Origin of the sequence: Streptococcus sp. M334 (assembly GCF_000187745.1) — a bacterium.
GTDB lineage: Bacteria > Bacillota > Bacilli > Lactobacillales > Streptococcaceae > Streptococcus.
Window position 1 is genome coordinate 14,092 of record NZ_GL732492.1, and the last position, 22,979, is coordinate 37,070.

A 22,979-nucleotide genomic window follows, 5' to 3' on the forward strand; every position below is an offset into this window, starting at 1 on the left:
ATTTATTCACTACTATTTTTTATCATTCAGGGAGATTTCCTATGAGCCAATATGCTTATATCCTCGTTGTGATTAGCTTGGTTTTCCTTTTTCTGCTCAATAAGTACGAGAAAGAACGGCTTCAAAGGCTCTACCAAGAACAACTTTTAAAGGATGAAACATTTAGAGCTGACATCAGAGAGAAAATTCAAACGACTGAAAATATCAATGATGTCATTGCTTACATCAATAAAACTTACCATCTGGGAATGTTGCTATCAAAAGACATTACAGATCAATTGAAATAAACCTAACTATTCTTTAAGGAATATCAAAACCGAGACTAAGAGTTTAATACTGAGTCTCGGTTTTTGTATATTTTTCAAGTAACAAAGCTACCACTCCCCAGCAATGCAAGTGCAAAATCCCCTAGAATGTGATAAAATAAAAAGAGAACTCTATCAAGGAGGAAAACATGGAAAAACAAACCGTCGCCGTCTTGGGGCCTGGTTCTTGGGGAACTGCCCTTTCACAAGTCTTAAATGACAATGGACACGAGGTACGTATTTGGGGAAATCTTCCCGAGCAAATCAATGAAATTAATACCTATCATACTAACAAGCACTACTTTAAAGATGTCGTTCTAGATGAAAATATCATTGCCTACACCGACTTAGCAGAGGCATTAAAAGATGTAGATGCGATTTTGTTTGTTGTCCCAACAAAAGTGACACGACTTGTTGCCCAACAAGTTGCAAAAACCTTGGACCATAAGGCTATCATCATGCACGCTTCAAAGGGATTAGAGCCTGATAGTCATAAACGATTATCAACCATCCTTGAAGAAGAGATTCCTGAACAGCTCCGCAGTGATATTGTCGTTGTTTCAGGCCCTAGTCATGCAGAAGAGACCATTGTGCGTGACCTGACTTTAATCACAGCTGCTTCTAAAGATTTACAAACAGCTCAATACGTTCAGGAGCTCTTTAGTAATCACTACTTCCGACTGTATACCAATACGGACGTTATTGGAGTCGAAACTGCCGGTGCTCTTAAAAATATTATTGCTGTCGGTGCTGGAGCTTTACATGGTTTAGGATTTGGTGACAATGCCAAGGCAGCCATCATCGCTCGAGGCTTGGCAGAAATTACCCGCCTAGGGGTAGCACTTGGTGCTAGTCCATTGACCTATAGTGGCTTATCTGGTGTGGGAGATTTGATTGTAACGGGAACCTCCATCCACTCTCGTAACTGGAGAGCCGGAGATGCTCTTGGTCGTGGAGAATCCCTAGCTGATATCGAAGCCAACATGGGCATGGTGATTGAAGGAATTTCAACGACCCGAGCAGCCTATGAGCTAGCACAAGAACTTGGAGTTTATATGCCAATTACACAGGCTATTTACCAAGTTATCTATCACGGAACTAATATTAAAGATGCCATTTATGACATCATGAACAATGAATTTAAAGCAGAAAATGAGTGGTCTTAACCCTCTAGAGAAAGGATTCTTATGACATCAAAAGTTAGAAAAGCAGTCATCCCTGCCGCTGGACTCGGGACTCGATTTTTACCGGCAACCAAGGCCCTTGCCAAAGAAATGTTGCCAATTGTAGACAAACCAACTATCCAGTTTATCGTAGAAGAAGCTCTTAAATCAGGTATTGAAGATATTCTGGTTGTCACTGGTAAATCAAAACGTTCTATTGAAGACCACTTTGACTCAAACTTCGAGCTTGAATATAACCTCAAAGAAAAAGGCAAAACAGATCTGTTAAAATTAGTAGATGAAGCAACTGGTATGCGCCTCCATTTCATTCGCCAAACTCACCCTCGCGGTCTTGGAGACGCTGTCCTACAAGCCAAAGCTTTTGTAGGGAATGAGCCCTTCGTTGTTATGCTGGGTGATGACCTTATGGACATCACAAATGAGAATGCCGTTCCTTTGACAAAACAACTGATGAATGATTACGAAAAGACACACGCATCAACTATTGCTGTCATGCCTGTACCACACGAAGACGTTTCATCATACGGGGTTATCGCTCCTCAGGGTGAAGGAAGTAATGGACTCTATAGCGTTGAAACTTTCGTAGAAAAACCAGCTCCCGAAGATGCACCAAGTGATTTGGCAATCATCGGTCGCTATCTTCTGACACCAGAAATTTTTGATATCCTCGAAAAGCAAGCTCCCGGTGCTGGAAATGAAATTCAGCTTACTGATGCTATTGATACGCTCAATAAAACTCAACGTGTTTTCGCCCGCGAATTTACAGGAGCTCGTTACGACGTTGGGGATAAGTTTGGCTTTATGAAAACATCTATTGACTATGCCCTCAAACACCCACAAGTCAAAGATGACTTGAAAGATTACATCATCCAACTAGGGAAAGAGTTATCTGAGGGGGAATAGAAGAATATTCTATATAAAAATAAGAACTAGGATAGTTAATTATCCCAGTTCTTTTTATTTTATATTGCTATTCTTTAGAACATCCATAATCTAAAAAAATCTGTATTTCTTACTTACTCTACTTATATTTTATGAAAGTACAACGATATTATTTGTTTTTTAACAAAAATGCGGGCACAATAAGTTTGTATAATAAAATAAAAGGCACCGAATCGGTGCGCACTTTTTCAAGTTGTGTACGGACAAAGCCTTATTTTAACTTGCTGTGTTGTTTCGAATAGTTCCAACACTTTTATTGTATACTTTTCTATTAAAAATTGCAAGAATAAATTGTTATAAAATAGAATAACACTTCATTTTATAAGATTAAAAACTTACATATTGAAAGCGTTTTACAATTTCTTGATTTTAATAGTCAAAAGATATATAATTTAGCTAAAGTTAATATATTAGAATTTACTAATAAGAACTTAAAGAGTATAACCCAAAGGAGAAACCTAAATGAGCAACAAATCTTACTCTATCGGACTTGATATCGGAACAAACAGCGTCGGATGGGCCGTCATTACGGATGACTATAAGGTGCCATCGAAAAAGATGAAAGTTCTAGGCAATACTGATAAACACTTTATCAAGAAAAATCTAATTGGAGCTTTATTATTTGATGAAGGAACTACTGCTGAAGATAGACGTCTCAAACGAACAGCACGCCGTCGCTATACTCGTCGAAAAAATCGTCTTCGCTATCTTCAAGAAATCTTTTCTCAGGAAATAAGCAAGGTGGATAGTAGTTTCTTTCATCGATTAGATGACTTCTTTTTAGTTCCTGAGGATAAAAGAGGAAGTAAATACCCTATTTTTGCTACCTTAGTAGAAGAAAAAGAATATCACAAGAAATTTCCAACTATCTATCATTTGAGAAAACACCTGGCGGACTCAAAAGAAAAAACTGACTTGCGCTTGATCTACCTAGCATTAGCGCATATGATTAAATACCGCGGACATTTTTTGTATGAAGAATCTTTCGATATTAAAAACAATGATATCCAAAAAATCTTTAGCGAGTTTATAAGCATTTACGACAACACCTTTGAAGGAAAATCCCTTAGTGGACAAAATGCACAAGTAGAAGCAATTTTTACTGATAAAATTAGTAAATCTACCAAGAGAGAACGCGTTCTAAAACTATTTCCTGATGAAAAATCCACTGGTCTCTTTTCAGAATTTCTCAAGTTAATTGTAGGAAATCAGGCTGATTTTAAAAAACATTTTGACTTGGAAGAAAAAGCCCCACTACAATTTTCTAAAGATACCTATGATGAGGATTTGGAAAACTTACTCGGACAAATTGGAGATGACTTTGCAGACCTTTTCCTAGTTGCTAAAAAACTCTATGACGCCATTCTTCTATCAGGTATCTTAACTGTTAAAGATCTTTCAACCAAGGCTCCACTATCAGCATCTATGATTGAGCGCTATGAAAACCACCAAAAAGACTTAGCCGCTCTAAAACAATTCATCCAAAACAATCTTCAAGAAAAATATGATGAAGTTTTCTCTGACCAATCTAAAGATGGGTATGCTGGGTATATAGATGGCAAAACCACTCAAGAAGCATTTTACAAATACATCAAAAATCTTCTTTCTAAATTCGAAGGAGCAGATTATTTCCTTGATAAAATTGAACGTGAAGATTTCTTGAAAAAACAACGCACCTTTGATAACGGTTCTATTCCTCATCAAATTCATCTTCAAGAAATGAATGCCATTATCCGTCGGCAAGGAGAACACTATCCATTTCTGCAAGAAAATAAAGAAAAGATTGAGAAAATCTTAACTTTCCGTATTCCTTACTACGTTGGCCCATTGGCTCGTGGCAATGGTGATTTTGCTTGGCTTACTCGAAACTCTGACCAAGCAATCCGACCTTGGAATTTTGAAGAAATTGTTGACCAAGCAAGCTCTGCAGAAGACTTCATCAATAAGATGACTAACTATGACTTGTATCTCCCAGAAGAAAAAGTTTTACCCAAGCATAGTCTATTGTATGAAACATTTGCTGTCTACAATGAATTAACAAAAGTAAAATTTATTGCAGAAGGTTTAACAAGGTATCAGTTTTTAGACAAAAAGCAAAAGAAAGATATTTTTGATACATTTTTTAAAGCCGAGAATAAAAGAAAAGTTACTGAAAAAGACATCATCCATTATCTACACAATGTTGATGGCTACGATGGAATCGAACTAAAAGGAATTGAAAAACAATTTAACGCTAGTCTTTCTACTTATCATGATTTACTCAAAATAATCAAAGATAAAGCGTTTATGGATGATTCTAAAAATGAAGAGATTCTTGAAAATATCATCCACACGCTCACTATCTTTGAAGATCGTGAGATGATTAAGCAACGTCTTGCTCAATATGACTCTCTCTTTGATGAAAAAGTCATCAAAGCACTAACTCGTCGACACTATACTGGTTGGGGAAAACTCTCTGCCAAGCTGATTAACGGTATCCGTGATAAAAAAAGCGGCAAAACGATTCTTGACTACTTGATTGATGACGGTGAGATTAATCGTAACTTTATGCAGTTAATCCATGATGACGGGCTTTCTTTCAAAGAAATTATCCAAAAAGCACAAGTGTTTGGGAAGACAAATGATGTGAAGCAAGTCGTCCAAGAACTTCCAGGAAGCCCTGCCATTAAAAAGGGAATTTTGCAAAGTATCAAGATCGTTGATGAACTTGTCAAGGTTATGGGCCATGCTCCCGAGTCCATTGTGATTGAAATGGCACGAGAAAATCAGACTACTGCCAGAGGAAAAAAGAATTCCCAACAGAGATATAAGCGCATTGAAGATTCATTAAAAAATTTAGCTTCTGGACTTGATTCAAACATACTAAAAGAAAATCCAACAGATAATATTCAACTCCAAAATGACCGTCTCTTTCTCTACTATCTCCAAAATGGGAGGGATATGTATACTGGGAAACCTCTTGAAATCAACCAACTAAGTAACTATGACATCGACCACATCATCCCACAGGCCTTTATCAAGGATGATTCTCTCGATAACCGTGTCTTGACTAGTTCAAAGGATAATCGTGGGAAATCCGATAATGTTCCTAGTCTTGAAGTAGTTGAAAAGATGAAAGCTTTTTGGCAACAGTTATTGGATTCTAAATTGATTTCAGAACGTAAATTTAATAATCTAACCAAAGCAGAGCGAGAGCGAGGCGGGCTAAATGAGCTTGATAAAGTTGGCTTTATCAAACGTCAGTTAGTTGAAACACGACAGATCACAAAACATGTTGCTCAGTTCTTGGATGCTCGGTTCAATAAAGAAGTGACTGAGAAGGATAAGAAGAACCGTAATGTCAAAATCATCACTTTGAAATCCAACCTAGTTTCCAACTTCCGTAAAGAATTTGGGTTATACAAGGTGCGGGAAATCAATGACTACCACCACGCGCATGATGCCTACTTAAATGCAGTGTTGGCTAAGGCTATTCTTAAGAAATATCCTAAACTAGAGCCCGAATTCGTCTATGGTGACTATCAAAAGTACGATCTTCAGAGATACATCTCCAAATCCAGAGAGCCTAAAGAAGTCGAAAAAGCAACTCAAAAGTATTTCTTCTACTCAAACCTGTTGAACTTCTTTAAAGAAGAGGTACATTACGCAGACGGAACCATTGTAAAACGAGAGAATATCGAATACTCTAAGGATACTGGAGAAATCGCTTGGAATAAGGAAAAAGATTTCGCAACAGTTAAAAAAGTTCTTTCACTTCCGCAGGTGAATATTGTGAAGAAGACAGAGGTGCAAACAGGCGGCTTCTCTAAAGAGTCCATTCTTCCTAAAGGAAATTCTGATAAGCTAATCCCTCGAAAAACAAAGGAGATTCTTTGGGACACTACTAAATATGGAGGATTTGATAGCCCTGTTATCGCCTACTCAATCTTGCTTATTGCCGATATCGAAAAAGGGAAAGCGAAAAAACTGAAGACCGTTAAGACTCTAGTTGGTATTACAATCATGGAAAAAGCCACCTTTGAGAAGAATCCAATTACTTTCCTTGAAAATAAAGGCTATCATAATGTCCGTAAAGAAAACATCCTCTGCCTACCTAAGTATAGTTTGTTTGAACTGGAAAGCGGTCGCAGACGGATGCTAGCAAGTGCGAAAGAACTTCAAAAAGGCAATGAAATAGTGCTTCCAGTATATTTAACAACCTTGCTCTACCATTCTAAAAACGTCCATAAACTAGACGAGCCAGAACATTTGGAATACATCCAGAAACACCGATATGAATTTAAAGATTTATTAAATCTTGTATCTGAGTTCTCTCAAAAATATGTCCTCGCAGATGCAAATCTAGAGAAAATCAAGAACTTATATGCAGACAATGAGCAAGCAGATATAGAAATTCTAGCAAATTCGTTTATCAATTTGTTGACTTTTACTGCTTTGGGTGCTCCTGCTGCCTTTAAATTTTTGGGCAAAGATGTTGATCGAAAACGATACACAACTGTATCCGAAATCCTTAACGCCACCCTCATCCACCAATCCATCACTGGTCTCTACGAGACTCGGATTGACTTAAGCAAACTGGGAGAAGACTGATGGGATGGAGAACCGTTATAGTCAATACACACTCTAAACTCTCCTACAAGAACAAGCACTTGATTTTTAAAGATGCCTCTCGGACAGAGTTGATTCACCTGTCCGAGGTGGACATCCTACTTTTGGAGACGACAGATATTGTTCTCTCTACCATGTTGATTAAACGCTTGGTAGATGAAAATATTCTAGTCATCTTTTGTGATGATAAACGCTTGCCAACGGCATACTTAATGCCCTATTATGGTCGACACGATTCCAGTTTACAACTCTCTCGTCAAATTGCTTGGAATGAAGATGTAAAGGCGGAAATCTGGACAACCATCATTGCACAAAAGATTCTCAATCAGGCTTTTTATCTGGGGAGTTGTGGTTTTCTGGAAAAGAGCCAGTCCGTCATCGATCTCTATCATGGGTTGGATTTCTTTGATCCTAGTAACCGTGAGGGACACGCAGCTCGTATTTATTTCAACACCTTGTTTGGAAATGATTTTAGTCGTGAGCAAGATAGTGATGTCAATGCTGCCTTGGACTATGGCTACACCTTAATTTTGAGTATGTTTGCGCGTGAGATTGTTTTGTCTGGTTGCATGACTCAGTTTGGCTTGAAACATACCAATCAGTTTAATCAATTCAACCTAGCTAGTGATATTATGGAGCCTTTCCGTCCGATTATTGACAGAATTGTCTATGAAAATCGAAACAGTTCTTTTGTCAAAATCAAACGAGAACTTTTTACTATTTTCTCAAATACCTTTCACTACAATGGTAAAGATATGTACCTGTCCAATATCATCAGTGACTATACTAAGAAAGTCATCCAAGCTCTCAATCAACCTGAGAAAGGAGTTCCTGAGTTTAGGATATGAGTTATCGATATATGCGTATGATTTTAATGTTTGATATGCCAGTTGATACCGTAGAGGAACGCAAGGCCTATCGGAGATTTCGGAAGTTCCTCATAGATGAGGGATTTATCATGCACCAATTCTCCATCTATAGCAAGCTCTTGCTCAATAACTCTGCTAATAACGCCATGATTGAGCGACTCAAGACTCATAACCCTAAAAAAGGGAATATTACTCTCTTAACCGTTACAGAAAAGCAGTTTTCTCGCATGATTTACTTAAATGGCGAGCGAAATACCAGCGTAGCAAACTCCGACGCACGCTTGGTCTTTCTGGGAGAGGAGCCTAGAGATGAAGATTAATTTCCCACTATTGGATGAACCATTAACTATTGAAAATGCAACTTTTTTAGTGTTGGAAGACCAGTTTACCTTTTCAACTATAGTCAAGCAATTCTACCAGTACACTGATGATGGAGAGTTGAAGTTGTTTGATAGAAATCTAAAAGCTCTGAAAGAATCCGAGTTACTAGTGATAACGGATGTCTTAGGATACAATCTCAACTCACCTGCCATGCTCAAGCTGATACATGCTGATTTAGAAAATCAACTCAATGACAAGCCCGAAGTCAAGTCCATGATTGAAAAGTTGGTTGCTACGATTACAGAATTGCTGGCATTTGAGTGTTTGGAAAACGAGTTAGACCTAGAGTATGATGAAATTACCATTCTAGAGTTAATAGATGCACTTGGTGTCAAAGTCGAAACCCTTAGTGATACACCTTTTGAAAAGATGCTAGAAATTGTCCAGATTTTTAAATATCTTTCTAAAAAGAAACTCCTTGTTTTCATCAATGCATCCGCCTATCTATCAAAGGATGAGTTAGTAAATTTGATAGAGTATGTCCAACTCAATCAACTGTCCGTCTTGTTTGTTGAGCCTCGGAAAATCTATGATTTTCCGCAGTATGTATTGGATCAAGACTATTTCTTGAACCCCGAAAATATGGTATAATAAAAGTAACAATTGGGACCTAGCGAACTGAAGTCTAGCTGGGACGAATGGCGCGATTACGAAATTTCGTGAGTAAAATTTTTCTACGAGGTTTTAGAGCTGTGTTGTTTCGAATGGTTCCAAAACGCAGGAAGCATATTTTAGAGGCATGCATGAGTTTTAGAGCTGTGTTGTTTCGAATGGTTCCAAAACGTAACACCTAATTACCAGATGAACATCACAGTTTTAGAGCTGTGTTGTTTCGAATGGTTCCAAAACGGGTAAAAGGGCAAGTAAACAGATTAAAGGGTTTTAGAGCTGTGTTGTTTCGAATGGTTCCAAATCACATTAAAAGCTACTCATTTTTTAAGTAGCTTTTTTCTTATTCAAGTTTATATATTAGTCGTCACAATCCCATTCCCTTGTAGAGAAGCAAGACTGCAAGTCCTACGAACAACACTGCCGCTACCAGTCTCTGACTAGCACTATACATCCGTCTTTCTCCTCGAACTGGAAAGATAATTGCTAGCAATGCTCCACCAACTGCACCACCGATATGGCCTGCTAGGCTGATGCCAGGAATCAGAACACTTCCAATAATGTTAACCACAAAAAGTGTCAAATAGGATTGCCCCAACTGCTGGATATAAGGATTACGCGTAGCATAGCGAAGAACAATAATCGCAGCAAATACCCCATAGAGAGAAGTCGAGGCTCCTGCTGCTAAGGATTTGGGACTAAATACAAAAACAAAGAGATTGCCCATCATTCCAGATAATAGATAGAGAAAGAAAAACTTCTTGGATCCGAAAATCTCCTCTACTTGCCTACCAAGATAATAGAGGGAAAGCATATTGACAATGAAATGTTCCCACCCAATATGAACAAAAATGGCAGAGAAGAGACGCCAAGTCTGCTCAGGAAAGAGCCGAATAGCAGGGCCATACATGGCTCCAAATCGAAATAGGGTGTCTGCCCTGTCAAAGTTTCCGCCTGTAGTGACCAGCATTAGTAGAAACACCAAGGCCGTCACTAAGAGGAAAAAACTCGTCACAGGGTAACGTCTATCAAAGATTTCCTTCATCAATCAGAACCTCCTGAACAGAAATATCATGATTTTCAGGGATAAAGTCCTGAACTTGACTAGAATAAACCGCACTCAATGTATGACCAGTAAAATGTTCCAGATAGCGGTCATAGTAACCTCCACCGTAGCCAATACGATATCCTTCCGTCGTAAAAACCAGCCCAGGAACATGAATCAAATCAATCTGAGAGGCATCTACTACTTCCAAATCTCCTTGTGGCTCCAGTAAACCAAAGGAAGTTTTCACCAATTGCTGCGGATCATAGACCACAAAGTCCATGCGACCTTTGGGATAGGTTTTAGGTATCAGAACCTTCTTGCCGTCCTTCAGCGCCTGCTCAATCAATCCCTGCGTTTGAAATTCGTGCGGAAAAGAGAGATAGGTTGCGATGATTTTAGCTTCTTGGTAAAAGGGGTGTTGTAACAATCGCTCGGTTAAAGCTTGGTCTATAGCCTGTTTTTGTTCTTGAGATAAAGCCTTCATTTCTTGCAAGACTTGCTTGCGTAATTCCGATTTCATAGACAAACCCTCTACTCTGTTGCCTTCTTTTTCAGGAAACTAGAGACCGCATCCACCCCAATATCTAAGGCTTCTTCCTTAGGACTCATCTGAGGGTGATGAAGAGCGTAGGGACTATCTATCCCTAGCCAAAACATAACGCCATCAACTTTTGAAAGGAGATAACCAAAGTCCTCGCCTGTCATAGCAGGTTCGATATCAATCAACTCAATTCCCTCTTTTTCTTCAAAGAAGTCCATCAGTTCACGCGCCAAGGCTGGATTATTCTCAACAGGTAGGTAGCCACCTTGTTTGAGTTCGACTTCAACTTCCATATCAAAGGCAGCTGCAACTCCTTCTGCAACTGTCTTGACCCTCTTTTGTACCAAGAGGCTCATGTCTTGAGTCAAGGCGCGAATAGTTCCATGTAAAAAGGCTGTGTCTGTGATGACATTGTTGGTTGTTCCAGCCTGAAAAACGCCAAAGGTCACCACTGCTCCCTCGATTGGGTTAACATTGCGGCTGACAACTGACTGCACCTGGGTCACAAAGTAACTAGCGGCCACCAAGGCGTCATTGGCTTCATGCGGAAAGGCTGCGTGCCCACCTTTACCTTTAAAACGAATCTTCACCTCACAAGTCCCTGCAAAGAGTGTATGAGTATTAGTCGCAATCTGACCGACTTTCAGATCTGGTCGAACATGGAGACCATAAAACTGGTCTGGTAACCAGTCCCCAAAAGCACCATCTTCATACATGAGCATGCCACCAGCTTCATTCTCCTCAGCGGGCTGAAATAAGAAAAGCAGATTATTCTTGGGTTGTTCCTCAAGGGCGCGCTCGAGGCAGCCCAAAGCAATAGTCATATGAAAATCATGGCCACAAGCATGCATACGACCTTGGTGCTGAGAAGCGAAAGGAAATCCTGTTTGTTCAACGATAGGCAGACCATCAATATCTGTCCGCCAACCAATGGTCTGCTCTGGCTGACTTCCCTGCAAATAGACCAAAATACCTGTCCGCCAAGTACGAACTTGAACAAAGTCCTTGCCCGCAGTCAATTTCTCAATCACATCCAGCAAATAAGCATGAGTCTTGAACTCCTCCAAGCCAATCTCTGGAATCTGGTGTAAATCTCGTCTAGTCTGAATCAAATCTAACATCTATCTGTCCTCCTATATAGCAGAAAGAGGCTGGAAAAAGAGTTCCGCCTCTATTTTTCTTTTAGAATTACAAGGTACGAAGCGCATCCTCTAGCGCTGTTTTTTGTTGGGTTTGGGCATCAATCTCTTTGATAATACGAGCCGGAACGCCTGCTACTACCACGTTTTCTGGGACATCTTGGGTAACAATAGCTCCTGCTGCAACAACTGAACCACTACCGATTTGGACTCCTTCGATAACTACTGCATTGGCACCGATGAGAACATTGTCTCCAACACGGACTGGTTCTGCGCTAGCTGGCTCAATCACACCTGCAAGAACCGCACCTGCACCAACGTGACTGTTTTTCCCAACGATGGCACGCCCACCAAGGATAGCACCCATATCAATCATAGTTCCTGCACCAATTTCAGCACCGATATTGATAACAGCTCCCATCATGATAACAGCATTGTCACCAATTTCAACCTGGTCACGGATAATCGCACCTGGCTCAATACGAGCGTTGATAGCACGTTTATCTAGCAAGGGAACTGCAGAATTACGAGCATCTTGCTCAACAACATAGTCTTGATTTTCTACCAAGCCATCGAGAAGAGGAGCTACGTCCTTCCAGTCTCCAAATAGGACATTCCCTAGTTTAACAACAGAGCTTGGTACAGCAGTTGCAAGTTGTCCCTCAAAGGTTACTTTCACACTGGTTTTCTTTTCAGCATTGGCGATAAATTGGATAATTTCTTGAGCATTCATTTTTGTAGCAGTCATAGGCGCCTCCTAGTTCATTTTAATGATACCTATTCTACCAAAAAAGGCCTCAAATTTGAAGCCTTTTTGTTTGTTTTTAGGGATGATTTTTAGGGATGTGAGATAAAAGGTGCTGTCGGTAAAAGTAAGTCCCTACCGATACAACCTAAAAACACTCTTCACAACTATCTCCCCGTGTTTTATTGACTATTCTAGTATAACAGACTTTTAGAATTAAGAAAAGACTTTTTATTTACTTTCTTTCGCTTCTTCTATCGATAGGAAAATCATAGGCAAAATAATCAGGGCCATAGCTAGAAGAAGGGACCAATCCACTACCAATCCTAAAAATAAAACACTCAAGAGAGCCGAAGAGAGAGGTTCACTGGCACTGATAACGGAAACCACCAAAGGAGAAACCAAGGACACAGCCTTCATGGAAATAAAAAAAGCAAAAGCCGTTCCAAAGAAAGCGATAATGAGACAAATCAAAATACTCCAAATATCAGGAGTAAAGGAAAGCTGATAAACCGGCGAGAGAACATTACTAAACAAACCTGCCAAAATCATCCCCCATCCAACCGTGGGAACAAAACCATAGCGCTTAGCAAAAGGCTGAGGTAGAATAACATTAAACATAACACCCATGGCACTCAGCAGACCTGTTATAAGAGCTAGCGGCGTCATGGATAACTGAGAGAGATCTCCCTTTGTCGCCATCAAGCAAACACCCAGCATGGCAACCAAAACATAGAAAATAGCGCTTTTTGACGCTCGTTTTTGATAAACCAAGCGATTGTAAAAGAGGATAAAGACTGGACTGATAAACTGTAAAATAGTTGCTGTCGCTGCATTTGAGTATTCTACGCAGAGATAGAAAAAATACTGAACTGAAAAAATCCCCAAAATAGCATAGGCCAAAAAGGGCAGGTAATTTTTCTTGTCTCGCCAGATATCTAACACTTGTGACTTTAATTGCATTGCAGACCAAATGAGTACAAGACTTCCTGCCAATGTCAAACGCATAGAGGTAATCCAACCCGAAGACACCTGGTAATGGGTAAAAAAATATTCTCCTAAAATTCCACAGATGCCCCAGATTAAGCCGGATAGGAGCGAATAAATGGTTCCTTTAACAATCTTTTTCTGATACTGATTCATACCTTTATTGTAACACGAAAGGACAAAAGAAAAAAGTGGCAATCAATACCACTTTCCTATCTTCTACTATTTGGTTGTGTAGATGATGAACTTGATGTACTGCTAGAGCTATCACTTGAACTGCTACTTGAACTAGTGCTTGAGCTGGAAGGAGTTGGTAGTGTGCTAACGATACTTGACCAAGCATTCTGATAATCTGACTCACTTCCTCCAATAGCAAAGTGATAGCTGGTCATAGGAGCTCCCGCCTTGTTAGCCCAATAGCTCGTTACAGTAGAACCTGAAAGATCCACCGTTTTTCCATTAACGGATACTTGCCCCGGCTTCTGTCCTGTAGATCTGAGGACCTGAGATTGAGTCACACTAGAATCAAGATTAAAGCGTTCATTGCCCCAAACACCAGGATCTGCCTCTTGGATAGCATTGACCAAGTGAGCCATATAATTGGCATTTCGATAATGCCCAGCTCCCTTAGCCATTGGGCGATTGTCATCATGACCTAGCCAACCACCTAGAGTCAATCTTGGTGTTGACAGCATGAGCCACATATTTTCATCTTCATTGGTTGTCCCAGTCTTACCAATCCAGTCTGCACGAGCTAAGTTTGAATTAATAGCAACCAAGTCTGTTTGGAAACTTGAAGTGATTCGAGATGAAATCACCTCACGAAGCAAACTCTGCATAATCGTTGCTGTTGCCTTCGAGTACACTTGAACTGGTTTGTCTTGGAATTCATAGATTACTCTACCATCAGATGATTCAATCTTAGAAATCACATGTTTCTGATGGTAGACACCATTGTTAGCTATGGTCTGATAACCGTTGGTATGCTGTGCAACTGTGACTTCAATACCACCGCCCATAGGCAGACTTTCGATACCATACTCTGGAATCTCATAACCCATTTTCTCCATGTAACCCTTGACATCCACACCCTTCTCACGAAGCATGCGATAAGTCCAATAGGCTGGGATATTCCACGAATAATTCAAGGCTTCTCCCAAAGTCATCATGCCTGTACCTGGACTGTTCACATACATGATAGGATTGCCATTAGAGAATTTTGTCGGATAATTGGACAAGATACTAGCACTTCCCATCAAACCTTGGTCAATGGCAATACCGTAGGCCAGCAAAGGTTTGGTTGTAGAGGCAGGAGAACGCTTGGTATCAAAGGCGTGATTGTTTTGGTTTATCTGGTAATTACGACCACCAACAAATCCTAGAACAGCCCCCGTTTTATTGTCCATCAAAACATTCCCTACTTCAGGCTGCCCAGTCGCATCATCTACCAAACGACCGTAGTTAGCAACTGCATTTTGCATGGCGTTATGGATTTTTTTATTGATCGTTGTAGTAATTTTATAGCCGCCAGTACTTAGTTCCTGCTCAGCTCGCTCATGATAAGCCTTTTGAATCGCTTCCTTTTTCAACTCCTGACTAGAGACATTGTCCTGTTGAACTAAATAATCATACATCCGATCTGTCGCTTCAGACATAGCCGTAAAGTAAAGGTAATCTCTTGAAACAGCATTGACAGTTCCCGATGGCAAGAAGTCTTGTTTGAGATTATAATCCTTGTACTGGTCGTATTCTTCCTGAGTCAGAGCACCCGTACGGTACATGTTGTAAAGAACGTCCTTGGCTCGTTTCAAACCAAGTTCTAAGTCCGCATCACTCTTTAACTCTCCAGTATTTTCATAAGGGGAATAAGTAATCGGACTCTGTGGCAAACCTGCTAGGAAAGCGGCTTGGGGAATGCTCAACTTGTTGGCATCGATACCGAAAATCCCTTCAGCAGCTTGCTGGGCACCTGCAATATTCTGTCCTTTATGATTTCGACCAAAGGGAGCAACATTGAGATAGGTGGTCAAGATTTCATCCTTGCTCATGCTACGTTCCAAGGCAAGGGCATCGACAATTTCTGTAGCCTTACGAGCCAAAGTCGGAGCATCTCCGACTACTTGTTGCTTGATTAATTGTTGGGTCAAGGTCGAACCCCCGCTAGATGAGCCCAAACCTGCAAAGGTTCCCAAAGTAGCCCGAATCACAGCTTTTGGCACAACACCTTTATGTTCAAGAAAATGTTCGTCCTCAGTTGCAACGATAGCCTTTTTGAGATTGTCCGATATTTCCTCAGATGAGACAGAAGTTCTCAATAAGTCACTCTCGATAGAAGCAATAACACTCCCATCTGCATAAACAATTTCTGAGATGGAAGAAATATTTTTAACCTGCTTGACCAAATCCTCCGCTGGCGGAACCTTAGCTTTATCAAACAAAGCAACCCCATAACCAAGAGCTACACCAGCACCAAAAAGCCCACCGATAAAACCTAGAATAAAGAGAGTATTCAAAATTCCCTTGATAGCAGCTAAAACGCTCCCTAAGATAGGCAGAATTTTCCCACCTGTTCCATCCGACTTCTTCTCTTCTGAGACTTTCTCTGATTTTCTATGATTTATTTTTAATTTTACTAGCTGGAAAAATTCCAGCATTTTTTGTTTTAATTCATTTAATTGATTTTGCATGGATTTCCTCACTCTATCTATTATACCATAAAAGGTAAACTTTCAATAAAATAGCCACTTTCTTCCCTATTCTACTAGGCTATTGCCCAAGTTTGTGATACAATAGGTAGAAACAATAATTTTAAAAAGGAGAAAAGACACATGCACATTTTTGATGAGCTAAAAGAGCGTGGTTTGATTTTTCAAACGACTGATGAAGAAGCTTTGCGTAAAGCCCTAGAAGAAGGTCAAGTTTCTTATTATACTGGCTACGATCCAACTGCTGACAGCCTTCACCTAGGCCACCTTGTCGCAATCTTGACAAGTCGTCGCTTGCAACTAGCAGGTCACAAACCTTATGCGCTCGTTGGCGGTGCTACAGGTCTCATCGGAGATCCGTCCTTCAAAGATGCTGAACGTAGTCTCCAAACAAAAGACACAGTAGATGGCTGGGTCAAGTCTATCCAAGGACAACTTTCTCGTTTTCTTGACTTTGAAAATGGCGAAAACAAGGCTGTCATGGTCAACAACTACGACTGGTTTGGCAGCATCAGCTTCATTGACTTCCTCCGTGATATCGGAAAATACTTCACTGTCAACTACATGATGAGTAAGGAGTCTGTGAAAAAACGGATCGAAACTGGGATTTCCTACACTGAGTTTGCTTACCAAATCATGCAAGGGTACGACTTCTTCGTCCTTAACCAAGACCACAATGTCACTCTTCAAATCGGTGGTTCTGATCAGTGGGGAAATATGACAGCTGGTACCGAATTGCTTCGTCGTAAAGCTGACAAAACTGGTCACGTTATCACTGTTCCATTGATCACAGATGCAACTGGTAAGAAATTTGGTAAATCAGAAGGAAACGCAGTCTGGCTCAATCCTGAAAAGACTTCTCCATACGAAATGTACCAATTTTGGATGAACGTTATGGACGCTGACGCTGTTCGCTTCTTGAAGATCTTTACTTTCTTGTCACTTGATGAGATTGAAGACATCCGTAAACAATTTGAAGTGGCTCCACATGAACGCTTGGCTCAAAAAATTCTCGCTCGTGAAGTCGTAACACTTGTTCACGGCGAAGAAGCCTACAAAGAAGCCCTCAACATCACTGAGCAGCTCTTTGCAGGAAACATCAAAAACCTTTCTGTTAAAGAACTTAAACAAGGACTTCGTGGTGTGCCAAACTACCAAGTACAAGAAGACGAAAATCACAATATCGTGGAACTGCTCGTTTCGTCTGGTGTGGTTAACTCAAAACGCCAAGCCCGTGAAGATGTCCAAAACGGAGCTATCTACGTCAACGGCGACCGCATCCAAGACCTTGACTATGTCTTGAGTGACGCAGATAAGTTAGAGAACGAACTGACTGTTATCCGTCGTGGAAAGAAAAAATATTTTGTATTGACTTACTAAATTGTTCAACATTTACCTATAAAAAAAGGAGTTAACCTCGAGAAAGGTAACTCCTTTTTGTTGTTGATAACCACATCTATCTAGACTTAATAGACAGGCTACGCAGGACTATGCGTAAGGTTGTTAGATTATGTAAGATAGAGAGATTTGAAGGACTGAGCCAATTAAACAAGCCAAAGCCAATCAAACTACTATTTACGACAACGGTATCTTGAATATTCTTCTTGATGAGTGTTTGCAAAGATGATGATAGCCAATCCAACTCTTGGAAGAAATCCAAGCGATTATCTAACAATAAGATATCACTCATCTGCTTAGAAATATCTGCACTCTCATTCATCACCACACCGATATCTGATAGAGTTAGAGCCGCTGAGTCATTCAACCCATCCCCAACCATCAAAATAGTGTGACCTGCTTTCTGCAGTTCCTCTACTAACTCAAATTTCCCATCAGGTTTCAAGTCTGTATAGACCTGATCAAAGGGCAAATCTTTGACTAATTCCTCTGTCCTAACCAAGGTGTCCCCTGTTGCCAGAATCAATTTTTTCCCTTGTGCCTTAAGTTTCTCCAAGGCTGCTTTTGCTTCTTTTCTCAAAGGAGTATGAATGCAGAACATTCCAATTAATTCATTCTGGTAGGCTAAGAATAAGAGATTGTAGTGACTCTTGTACTCTTCAATTAAAGCATTTTGTTCTGAACTGATATGAATTTGCTCATCCTGCATCAAGACATAATTCCCAATAAGAACTGGTTGGCCATCAATATGAGATTTGATCCCCTTGCTTGCGATATATTGGAGTTTCCCATGCATTTCCTCATGTTCAATCCCCTCTATCTCAGCTTGCTTGACGATGGCATTAGCAATAGGATGATAAATGTGTTCCTCAAGACAGGCACTGATTCTGAGAATATCTTCCTCACTATAGTCCCCAAAAGGTAACACCTTTTCAACTATAGGATAACTAGTTGTGATTGTTCCCGTCTTATCAAACAAGAAAGTATCAACTTCCAGATATTTCTCCAGAACATCCCCATCCTTAATCACCATTTCACGATTCAACCCCTCCTTGATAGCTGTCAAATAAGCTACAGGAGTAGAGATTTTCAAAGCGCAGGAGAAATCGACCAATAAGAAAGAAATAGCCTTAGAAAAAGAACCTGTTAATAGGTAAGTCAGACCAGCCCCCAAGAAATTATATTTGACGACCTTGTCCGCCATCTTGATGAAATAGCGTTGTTTCGTTTTCTTGTTTTCTTCAGATTTCTTCATCAACTCAATCAGCTGTAAAATCCGGCTGTTCATCTGATTATCGGTTACACGAATGCGTAACTCTCCAGTTTCTAATACTGTATTTGCACAAACCAAATCAGACTCTCTTTTTTCAACTGGAAAACTCTCTCCCGTCAAGGAACTTTCGTTGACCATACCTAAACCTGAAACCACTTGTCCATCAAACAGAATTTCATGTCCTTGAGATAAGACCAAGACATCTCCTATTTGAACATCGGAACTCTTGATACTAACGACCGTATCCCCCTGTACTAGAAATACATCGCTCTCTTTTGCAAGAAGACTCTGTTCTAAATCTGTTGCCGTTTTTTTCAAGGACCACTGATCTAAATGATTCCCCAAATCAAGCATAAACATGATATTGCTAGCTGTCTTGGATTGGTTCATAAACAAGGACAATAAAATCGCCGAACAGTCCAAGACTTCCATCGTTAGTTCCTTACGCGCTAGTGTTTGATAGGCTTCTCTGATATAACCCAAAGCCTGATAACAAGTCCATATATAGCGAATAGGATACGGCACAAAACTACGAAAAAGTACACGCTTAACCGCTGCACCTGAAACAATAGAATAGGCACTCTCTTCTCTACGAATGGGAAGAGTCATCAACTCAGAAACTTTCCCTTTATCAATTCTTTTTAAAAAGGCTTCTGCATTATCTAATACAGAAAAGCCTTCTTTTATGCGTAGAGTAAAGTGCTGTTGATCCATGTAAAACTGGATAGACTCAATCCCCTTTTCATCTCTCGCCAAGGAACGAAGATAGTCTTGAATATCCAAGGTGAGTGAAAAAGAAGATGATAGTCGGATATGTTGATATCCTCTATGTAGCACTTTAAAAGACATGTTATTCCCCTATAAGGCTATCTAATTGCTCTTCTTTTTTCTCTTGCTCGTACAAATATTTGGCATCTTGCAAGACATCGTCTCCATGTTGTTTCACAACAGAAACAGATACATCTAGTCCGTCTTTCAACTTGTAAGCCTTAGCCAAAGCTTTAGAATAACCTTTTTTAGCTTCCTTACTTGCCAAGATTTTCAAACCAAGGGTACCAAATGCAACACCACCTAAAAAGAGTGATGATTTTTTCGCAACTTTTGCGACGGTCAATACTTCTTTTAACATACTTATTTCCTCCTAGCTATTATTATATATTAATTTGTATATAAAAGCAATTTAATTTTGGTACTCTGAAAAGTAATTATACTACTATTTAATTCTATTACAAATCATCCTAAAGTTGCTTTCATTTGCCTCTTTTGATACACTTAAACTATGAATACAAATCTCAAACCCAAACTTCAGCGTTTTGCTTCTGCTACTGCCTTTGCCTGTCCTATCTGTCAAGAAAATCTGACTCTGGTAGAGAGCAGTCTCAAATGCAACAATCGCCATTCTTTTGACTTGGCGAAATTTGGCTATGTCAATCTGGCACCTCAAATCAAGCAATCTGCCAACTACGACAAGGAAAACTTTCAAAACCGCCAACAAATCCTAGAATCTGGATTTTATCAGGCTATTTTAGAAGATATTTCGGACTTACTAGCAACTAATCCGTCCGCAAAAACTGTCTTGGATATTGGTTGTGGTGAAGGATTCTATTCTCGCAAGCTCCAAGAAAGTCATCCTGACAAAACCTTCTATGCCTTTGATATTTCCAAAGATTCCGTCCAAATCGCTGCCAAGAGCGAACCCAACTGGGCAGTCAATTGGTTCGTTGGTGACTTGGCACGTCTCCCTATAAAAGACGCTAGCATGGATATCCTGCTTGATATCTTCTCACCTGCCAACTATGGAGAATTCAAACGAGTCTTGAAAGAAAACGGTCTCCTCATCAAGGTCATTCCCACTGAAAATCACCTCAAAGAGATCCGCCAAAAGGTAGAAAAGCAGCTGACAAACAAGGACTATTCTAACCAAGATATCAAAGACCATTTCCAAAACAACTTCACTATCTTATCCAGTAAAACTGCCTCTCTGACAAAACCTATCACAGCAGAGCAACTCCAAGCCCTACTCAGCATGACCCCCTTACTCTTTCATGTTGACCAAAGCAAGATTGACTGGAGCGACTTGACAGAGATTACCATTGAGGCAGAGATTCTGGTTGGGAAATTACTATAATTGACACAAAAAAACCGCATTTCAAGAAGATCTGCGGTTTTAAATTTCAATTTTTAAACTATCTATCCCAAAAGTCTAAAACATTTAAAGCTTTCAGCTTCTCCATTTATTTTCGATTCGAAATAAAAAACTTATCAATAAATAGCAAGTGAAATAAGGCGAGTGTAATTCCCGATAAGCACCCATGATAAGAGATTTCTTGATGGGTAAGGGGGTAAAGATTACTATTACCCGCCAAGAGGCATGTTAAAATAACAAATAGAATCCAAAATAAATCCGTCCATTTATATTTTGAAAAATATTTTTTCCACATAAGAACACCTTCTTTCATATAATTATATTATAACACTTTATGTAAGCGAATACAAGGGATATGAGGTAATCAACTAAGAAGAAGCATGAGACAGAAAAATAGTAAAAACCAGCATTTCAAGCGCTGGTTTACTGTTTTAAACTAGGTTTCTTACAAAGCTTACTAACACTAATCTTTAAAAAAAGTTAGTTTTTGAAGTTGATTAATTGTTAATTTTCCAAACTGTACTCTTTTTTTATTTTTCAACCCCCAATAACTAAGGGCAAGTAATGCTACAACCCAAGCAAAAGTGATCCCCAAACTGTCAAAATTCAACTTGAAATCTGGTTTATTAAAGAAATCTACATAAACTCCTAAGAAGGTTGTATCCATAAATTTCTTAATCTCTGAGCTAACTTGAGAAAACATCGGCAAGAATGAGAGACCAATCATTGGAATCAAACCATAAACCTGAGCCTGCGTTTGTGTCTCTGAAATAGCTCCAACCACTAGATTTAAGAGGATTGTACATAATGCTACCAGAGAAGCTACTACAAGGTATACAGGATAATCTTTTGCGAAATCCACTTCAACCATAATAGGGAAGGAAATAACTGAAGCCAAGGCAAAGATTACAGGATAAAACAACACTGAAACAAGATATTCTCCACGGCGAACTCCGCTTAAAATAAGTGTTTTAAAAATTCTTTTTTCTTTTTCCTCTGCAATAGAGTTTGAAATCATTGACCCAGAAGAAAATGAGAATGCCATTGTTAAAGAGCTATACAATAGTACTTTCCCTTGAGTGCCATCTGTATTCATAAAATTTTGGAAGAGTAGAACCAGAAAGAATGGGAATACTACCTGTACCAAAGTGTTTTTATTTGTTAACAATACTTGTGTCCTCAACCAGATAAGGGCTAAAATTCTCTTAAACATCTAATTTTTCTCCTGTCAATTTAATAAAAATGTCTTCTAAAGTTGGTTCACATGAGTGAATCGTCATCATTTTTTTATAATCTTCTTGCTGCAAGTCTTCAAAGCGCACTACCTTTTTAGTAGAATCACTATAAGTTACTGCAACTTTTTTTCCGTGTTGTATTTTTGGATAATTTCGCTTGGGCTTCCTTGTTCAATAAGATCACCTTTATTCAAAAGAGCTAGGTTATCACATAATAAAGTCGCCTCATTCATATCATGAGTAGTTAAGAAAATGGTTGTTCCTCTTTCCTTTAACTCCTGTAGTAATTTGTGAATCTTCTTTGAGGTGGTGGGATCTAACCCACTTGTAGGTTCATCTAAAAATAGAACTTTAGGATAATTGATTAAAGCACGAGCTAAAAGCATTCGTTGACGCATTCCTGTAGAAAGTTTCTCAGCTGGAGTGTCTTTACTATCATACAGACCAACTTGTTTTAGAATTTCTTCAATTCGAGATTTTGAAACTCCGTATAGTCTTGCAAACAGTAACAAGTTATTGTACAAACTTAATTTTTCGTAATAACCACTTGTGTCACCTACCAAACCTAACTCTTCAAAATCTGACGGAAGTAATTTTTGAGAATCTTTCCCTAATAATTCTGTCTTTCCGCTGTTAGCCTGTAGCTGTCCTGTCAGAATATTGATCATTGTTGTTTTTCCTGAGCCAGATGGACCTAGGAATCCAAAAATTTCTCCTTCGTTTATTGAAAAACTAATTTGATTTAAAGCAATATTATCTCCAAATCGCTTTGTAACTCTTTCTACCTTAATCATTTTATTACCTCTTTCTAGTTTATTTTCTGAACCACATCCACCACAACATTGGTACTGGTATAAAAAACAT

At 39.3% G+C, this 22,979-nt stretch carries 19 protein-coding genes and 1 pseudogene; 9 read left to right on the forward strand and 11 right to left on the reverse strand.

Going from position 1 to position 22,979, the window contains the following annotated elements; translation table 11 throughout:
• Window positions 1-41 precede the first annotated feature (41 nt).
• The 7 genes from HMPREF0851_RS13625 (at window position 42) to csn2 (ending at window position 8,880) form a co-directional block, all read left to right on the forward strand.
• Entirely contained in the window at window positions 42-287 is a 246-nt protein-coding gene (locus HMPREF0851_RS13625; protein WP_000084862.1) for a hypothetical protein, read from the forward strand.
• Window positions 288-454: 167 nt separating this feature from the next.
• Window positions 455-1,471, forward strand: a complete 1,017-nt coding sequence (locus tag HMPREF0851_RS13630; protein WP_000415115.1) for an NAD(P)H-dependent glycerol-3-phosphate dehydrogenase — start codon at window positions 455-457, stop codon at window positions 1,469-1,471.
• Window positions 1,472-1,492: 21 nt separating this feature from the next.
• Window positions 1,493-2,392, forward strand: coding sequence for a UTP--glucose-1-phosphate uridylyltransferase GalU (gene galU, locus HMPREF0851_RS13635; RefSeq protein WP_000202221.1), 900 nt, complete (start codon window positions 1,493-1,495; stop codon window positions 2,390-2,392).
• A 501-nt stretch (window positions 2,393-2,893) separates the two neighbouring features.
• The gene (gene cas9 / locus HMPREF0851_RS13640) at window positions 2,894-7,021 is read left to right on the forward strand and encodes a type II CRISPR RNA-guided endonuclease Cas9 (RefSeq protein ID WP_000066813.1); all 4,128 of its coding nucleotides are present in this window, start codon (window positions 2,894-2,896) and stop codon (window positions 7,019-7,021) included.
• Window positions 7,021-7,887, forward strand: a complete 867-nt coding sequence (cas1, locus tag HMPREF0851_RS13645) for a type II CRISPR-associated endonuclease Cas1 (protein ID WP_000539858.1) — start codon at window positions 7,021-7,023, stop codon at window positions 7,885-7,887. Before cas9 ends, cas1 begins: the two co-directional genes overlap by 1 nt.
• The gene (gene cas2 / locus HMPREF0851_RS13650) at window positions 7,884-8,228 is read left to right on the forward strand and encodes a CRISPR-associated endonuclease Cas2 (RefSeq protein ID WP_000122199.1); all 345 of its coding nucleotides are present in this window, start codon (window positions 7,884-7,886) and stop codon (window positions 8,226-8,228) included. Before cas1 ends, cas2 begins: the two co-directional genes overlap by 4 nt.
• Window positions 8,218-8,880 (forward strand): type II-A CRISPR-associated protein Csn2, encoded by a 663-nt coding sequence (gene csn2, locus HMPREF0851_RS13655; RefSeq protein ID WP_000700138.1) that lies wholly within the window; start codon window positions 8,218-8,220, stop codon window positions 8,878-8,880. The genes cas2 and csn2 overlap by 11 nt, the downstream gene beginning before the upstream one ends.
• 385 nt (window positions 8,881-9,265) lie before the next feature.
• On the opposite strand, the gene HMPREF0851_RS13660 is transcribed toward csn2, so the two are convergent.
• The 6 genes from HMPREF0851_RS13660 to pbp1b form a co-directional block, all read right to left on the reverse strand.
• Window positions 9,266-9,943 carry a rhomboid family intramembrane serine protease gene (locus HMPREF0851_RS13660; protein WP_000658501.1) on the reverse strand — a complete coding sequence of 226 codons (678 nt, stop codon included), beginning with the start codon at window positions 9,941-9,943 and terminating at the stop codon, window positions 9,266-9,268.
• Complete coding sequence (locus tag HMPREF0851_RS13665; protein WP_000834338.1) at window positions 9,927-10,466, reverse strand: 5-formyltetrahydrofolate cyclo-ligase; 540 nt, start codon at window positions 10,464-10,466, stop codon at window positions 9,927-9,929. The genes HMPREF0851_RS13660 and HMPREF0851_RS13665 overlap by 17 nt, the downstream gene beginning before the upstream one ends.
• Before the next feature lie 11 nt (window positions 10,467-10,477).
• Window positions 10,478-11,608 (reverse strand): N-acetyldiaminopimelate deacetylase, encoded by a 1,131-nt coding sequence (locus tag HMPREF0851_RS13670; protein WP_000885077.1) that lies wholly within the window; start codon window positions 11,606-11,608, stop codon window positions 10,478-10,480.
• A gap of 67 nt (window positions 11,609-11,675) precedes the next feature.
• Window positions 11,676-12,374, reverse strand: coding sequence for a 2,3,4,5-tetrahydropyridine-2,6-dicarboxylate N-acetyltransferase (gene dapD, locus HMPREF0851_RS13675; protein WP_000127460.1), 699 nt, complete (start codon window positions 12,372-12,374; stop codon window positions 11,676-11,678).
• A gap of 228 nt (window positions 12,375-12,602) precedes the next feature.
• Entirely contained in the window at window positions 12,603-13,514 is a 912-nt protein-coding gene (locus tag HMPREF0851_RS13680) for a DMT family transporter (RefSeq protein ID WP_009014425.1), read from the reverse strand.
• 56 nt (window positions 13,515-13,570) lie between these two features.
• A complete protein-coding gene (gene pbp1b, locus HMPREF0851_RS13685; protein WP_001180940.1) occupies window positions 13,571-16,045 on the reverse strand; it encodes a penicillin-binding protein PBP1B in 2,475 nt (824 codons plus the stop codon).
• Window positions 16,046-16,186: 141 nt separating this feature from the next.
• Between pbp1b and tyrS the strand changes: the two genes are divergently transcribed.
• Complete coding sequence (tyrS, locus tag HMPREF0851_RS13690; protein ID WP_000546892.1) at window positions 16,187-17,443, forward strand: tyrosine--tRNA ligase; 1,257 nt, start codon at window positions 16,187-16,189, stop codon at window positions 17,441-17,443.
• Window positions 17,444-17,519: 76 nt separating this feature from the next.
• Here tyrS and HMPREF0851_RS13695 read toward each other — a convergent pair whose 3' ends face one another.
• The gene (locus HMPREF0851_RS13695) at window positions 17,520-19,583 is read right to left on the reverse strand and encodes a heavy metal translocating P-type ATPase (RefSeq protein WP_000008805.1); all 2,064 of its coding nucleotides are present in this window, start codon (window positions 19,581-19,583) and stop codon (window positions 17,520-17,522) included.
• A gap of 1 nt (window position 19,584) precedes the next feature.
• Window positions 19,585-19,863, reverse strand: a complete 279-nt coding sequence (locus HMPREF0851_RS13700) for a DUF6110 family protein (RefSeq protein ID WP_000910911.1) — start codon at window positions 19,861-19,863, stop codon at window positions 19,585-19,587.
• Between the two features lie 150 nt (window positions 19,864-20,013).
• Between HMPREF0851_RS13700 and HMPREF0851_RS13705 the strand changes: the two genes are divergently transcribed.
• On the forward strand, window positions 20,014-20,862 hold the full coding sequence (locus tag HMPREF0851_RS13705) for a putative RNA methyltransferase (RefSeq protein ID WP_001095526.1): 849 nt from the start codon (window positions 20,014-20,016) through the stop codon (window positions 20,860-20,862).
• A 106-nt stretch (window positions 20,863-20,968) separates the two neighbouring features.
• Here HMPREF0851_RS13705 and HMPREF0851_RS16540 read toward each other — a convergent pair whose 3' ends face one another.
• The 3 genes and pseudogenes from HMPREF0851_RS16540 to HMPREF0851_RS13720 form a co-directional block, all read right to left on the reverse strand.
• Entirely contained in the window at window positions 20,969-21,175 is a 207-nt protein-coding gene (locus tag HMPREF0851_RS16540) for a hypothetical protein (protein WP_000265676.1), read from the reverse strand.
• A 168-nt stretch (window positions 21,176-21,343) separates the two neighbouring features.
• Window positions 21,344-22,093 (reverse strand): ABC transporter permease, encoded by a 750-nt coding sequence (locus tag HMPREF0851_RS13715; RefSeq protein ID WP_000476358.1) that lies wholly within the window; start codon window positions 22,091-22,093, stop codon window positions 21,344-21,346.
• Window positions 22,086-22,909, reverse strand: a pseudogene (locus HMPREF0851_RS13720) (ABC transporter ATP-binding protein). Before HMPREF0851_RS13720 ends, HMPREF0851_RS13715 begins: the two are co-directional and overlap by 8 nt.
• Window positions 22,910-22,979 lie beyond the last annotated feature (70 nt).

Bases quoted from the DNA above. Each gene is read 5' to 3' on its own strand.
- HMPREF0851_RS13625 (WP_000084862.1), top strand. From the start codon at position 42: ATGAGCCAATATGCTTATATCCTCGTTGTGATTAGCTTGGTTTTCCTT.
- HMPREF0851_RS13630 (WP_000415115.1), top strand. From the start codon at position 455: ATGGAAAAACAAACCGTCGCCGTCTTGGGGCCTGGTTCTTGGGGAACT.
- galU (WP_000202221.1), top strand. From the start codon at position 1,493: ATGACATCAAAAGTTAGAAAAGCAGTCATCCCTGCCGCTGGACTCGGG.
- cas9 (WP_000066813.1), top strand. From the start codon at position 2,894: ATGAGCAACAAATCTTACTCTATCGGACTTGATATCGGAACAAACAGC.
- cas1 (WP_000539858.1), top strand. From the start codon at position 7,021: ATGGGATGGAGAACCGTTATAGTCAATACACACTCTAAACTCTCCTAC.
- cas2 (WP_000122199.1), top strand. From the start codon at position 7,884: ATGAGTTATCGATATATGCGTATGATTTTAATGTTTGATATGCCAGTT.
- csn2 (WP_000700138.1), top strand. From the start codon at position 8,218: ATGAAGATTAATTTCCCACTATTGGATGAACCATTAACTATTGAAAAT.
- HMPREF0851_RS13660 (WP_000658501.1), bottom strand. From the start codon at position 9,943: ATGAAGGAAATCTTTGATAGACGTTACCCTGTGACGAGTTTTTTCCTC.
- HMPREF0851_RS13665 (WP_000834338.1), bottom strand. From the start codon at position 10,466: ATGAAATCGGAATTACGCAAGCAAGTCTTGCAAGAAATGAAGGCTTTA.
- HMPREF0851_RS13670 (WP_000885077.1), bottom strand. From the start codon at position 11,608: ATGTTAGATTTGATTCAGACTAGACGAGATTTACACCAGATTCCAGAG.
- dapD (WP_000127460.1), bottom strand. From the start codon at position 12,374: ATGACTGCTACAAAAATGAATGCTCAAGAAATTATCCAATTTATCGCC.
- HMPREF0851_RS13680 (WP_009014425.1), bottom strand. From the start codon at position 13,514: ATGAATCAGTATCAGAAAAAGATTGTTAAAGGAACCATTTATTCGCTC.
- pbp1b (WP_001180940.1), bottom strand. From the start codon at position 16,045: ATGCAAAATCAATTAAATGAATTAAAACAAAAAATGCTGGAATTTTTC.
- tyrS (WP_000546892.1), top strand. From the start codon at position 16,187: ATGCACATTTTTGATGAGCTAAAAGAGCGTGGTTTGATTTTTCAAACG.
- HMPREF0851_RS13695 (WP_000008805.1), bottom strand. From the start codon at position 19,583: ATGTCTTTTAAAGTGCTACATAGAGGATATCAACATATCCGACTATCA.
- HMPREF0851_RS13700 (WP_000910911.1), bottom strand. From the start codon at position 19,863: ATGTTAAAAGAAGTATTGACCGTCGCAAAAGTTGCGAAAAAATCATCA.
- HMPREF0851_RS13705 (WP_001095526.1), top strand. From the start codon at position 20,014: ATGAATACAAATCTCAAACCCAAACTTCAGCGTTTTGCTTCTGCTACT.
- HMPREF0851_RS16540 (WP_000265676.1), bottom strand. From the start codon at position 21,175: ATGTGGAAAAAATATTTTTCAAAATATAAATGGACGGATTTATTTTGG.
- HMPREF0851_RS13715 (WP_000476358.1), bottom strand. From the start codon at position 22,093: ATGTTTAAGAGAATTTTAGCCCTTATCTGGTTGAGGACACAAGTATTG.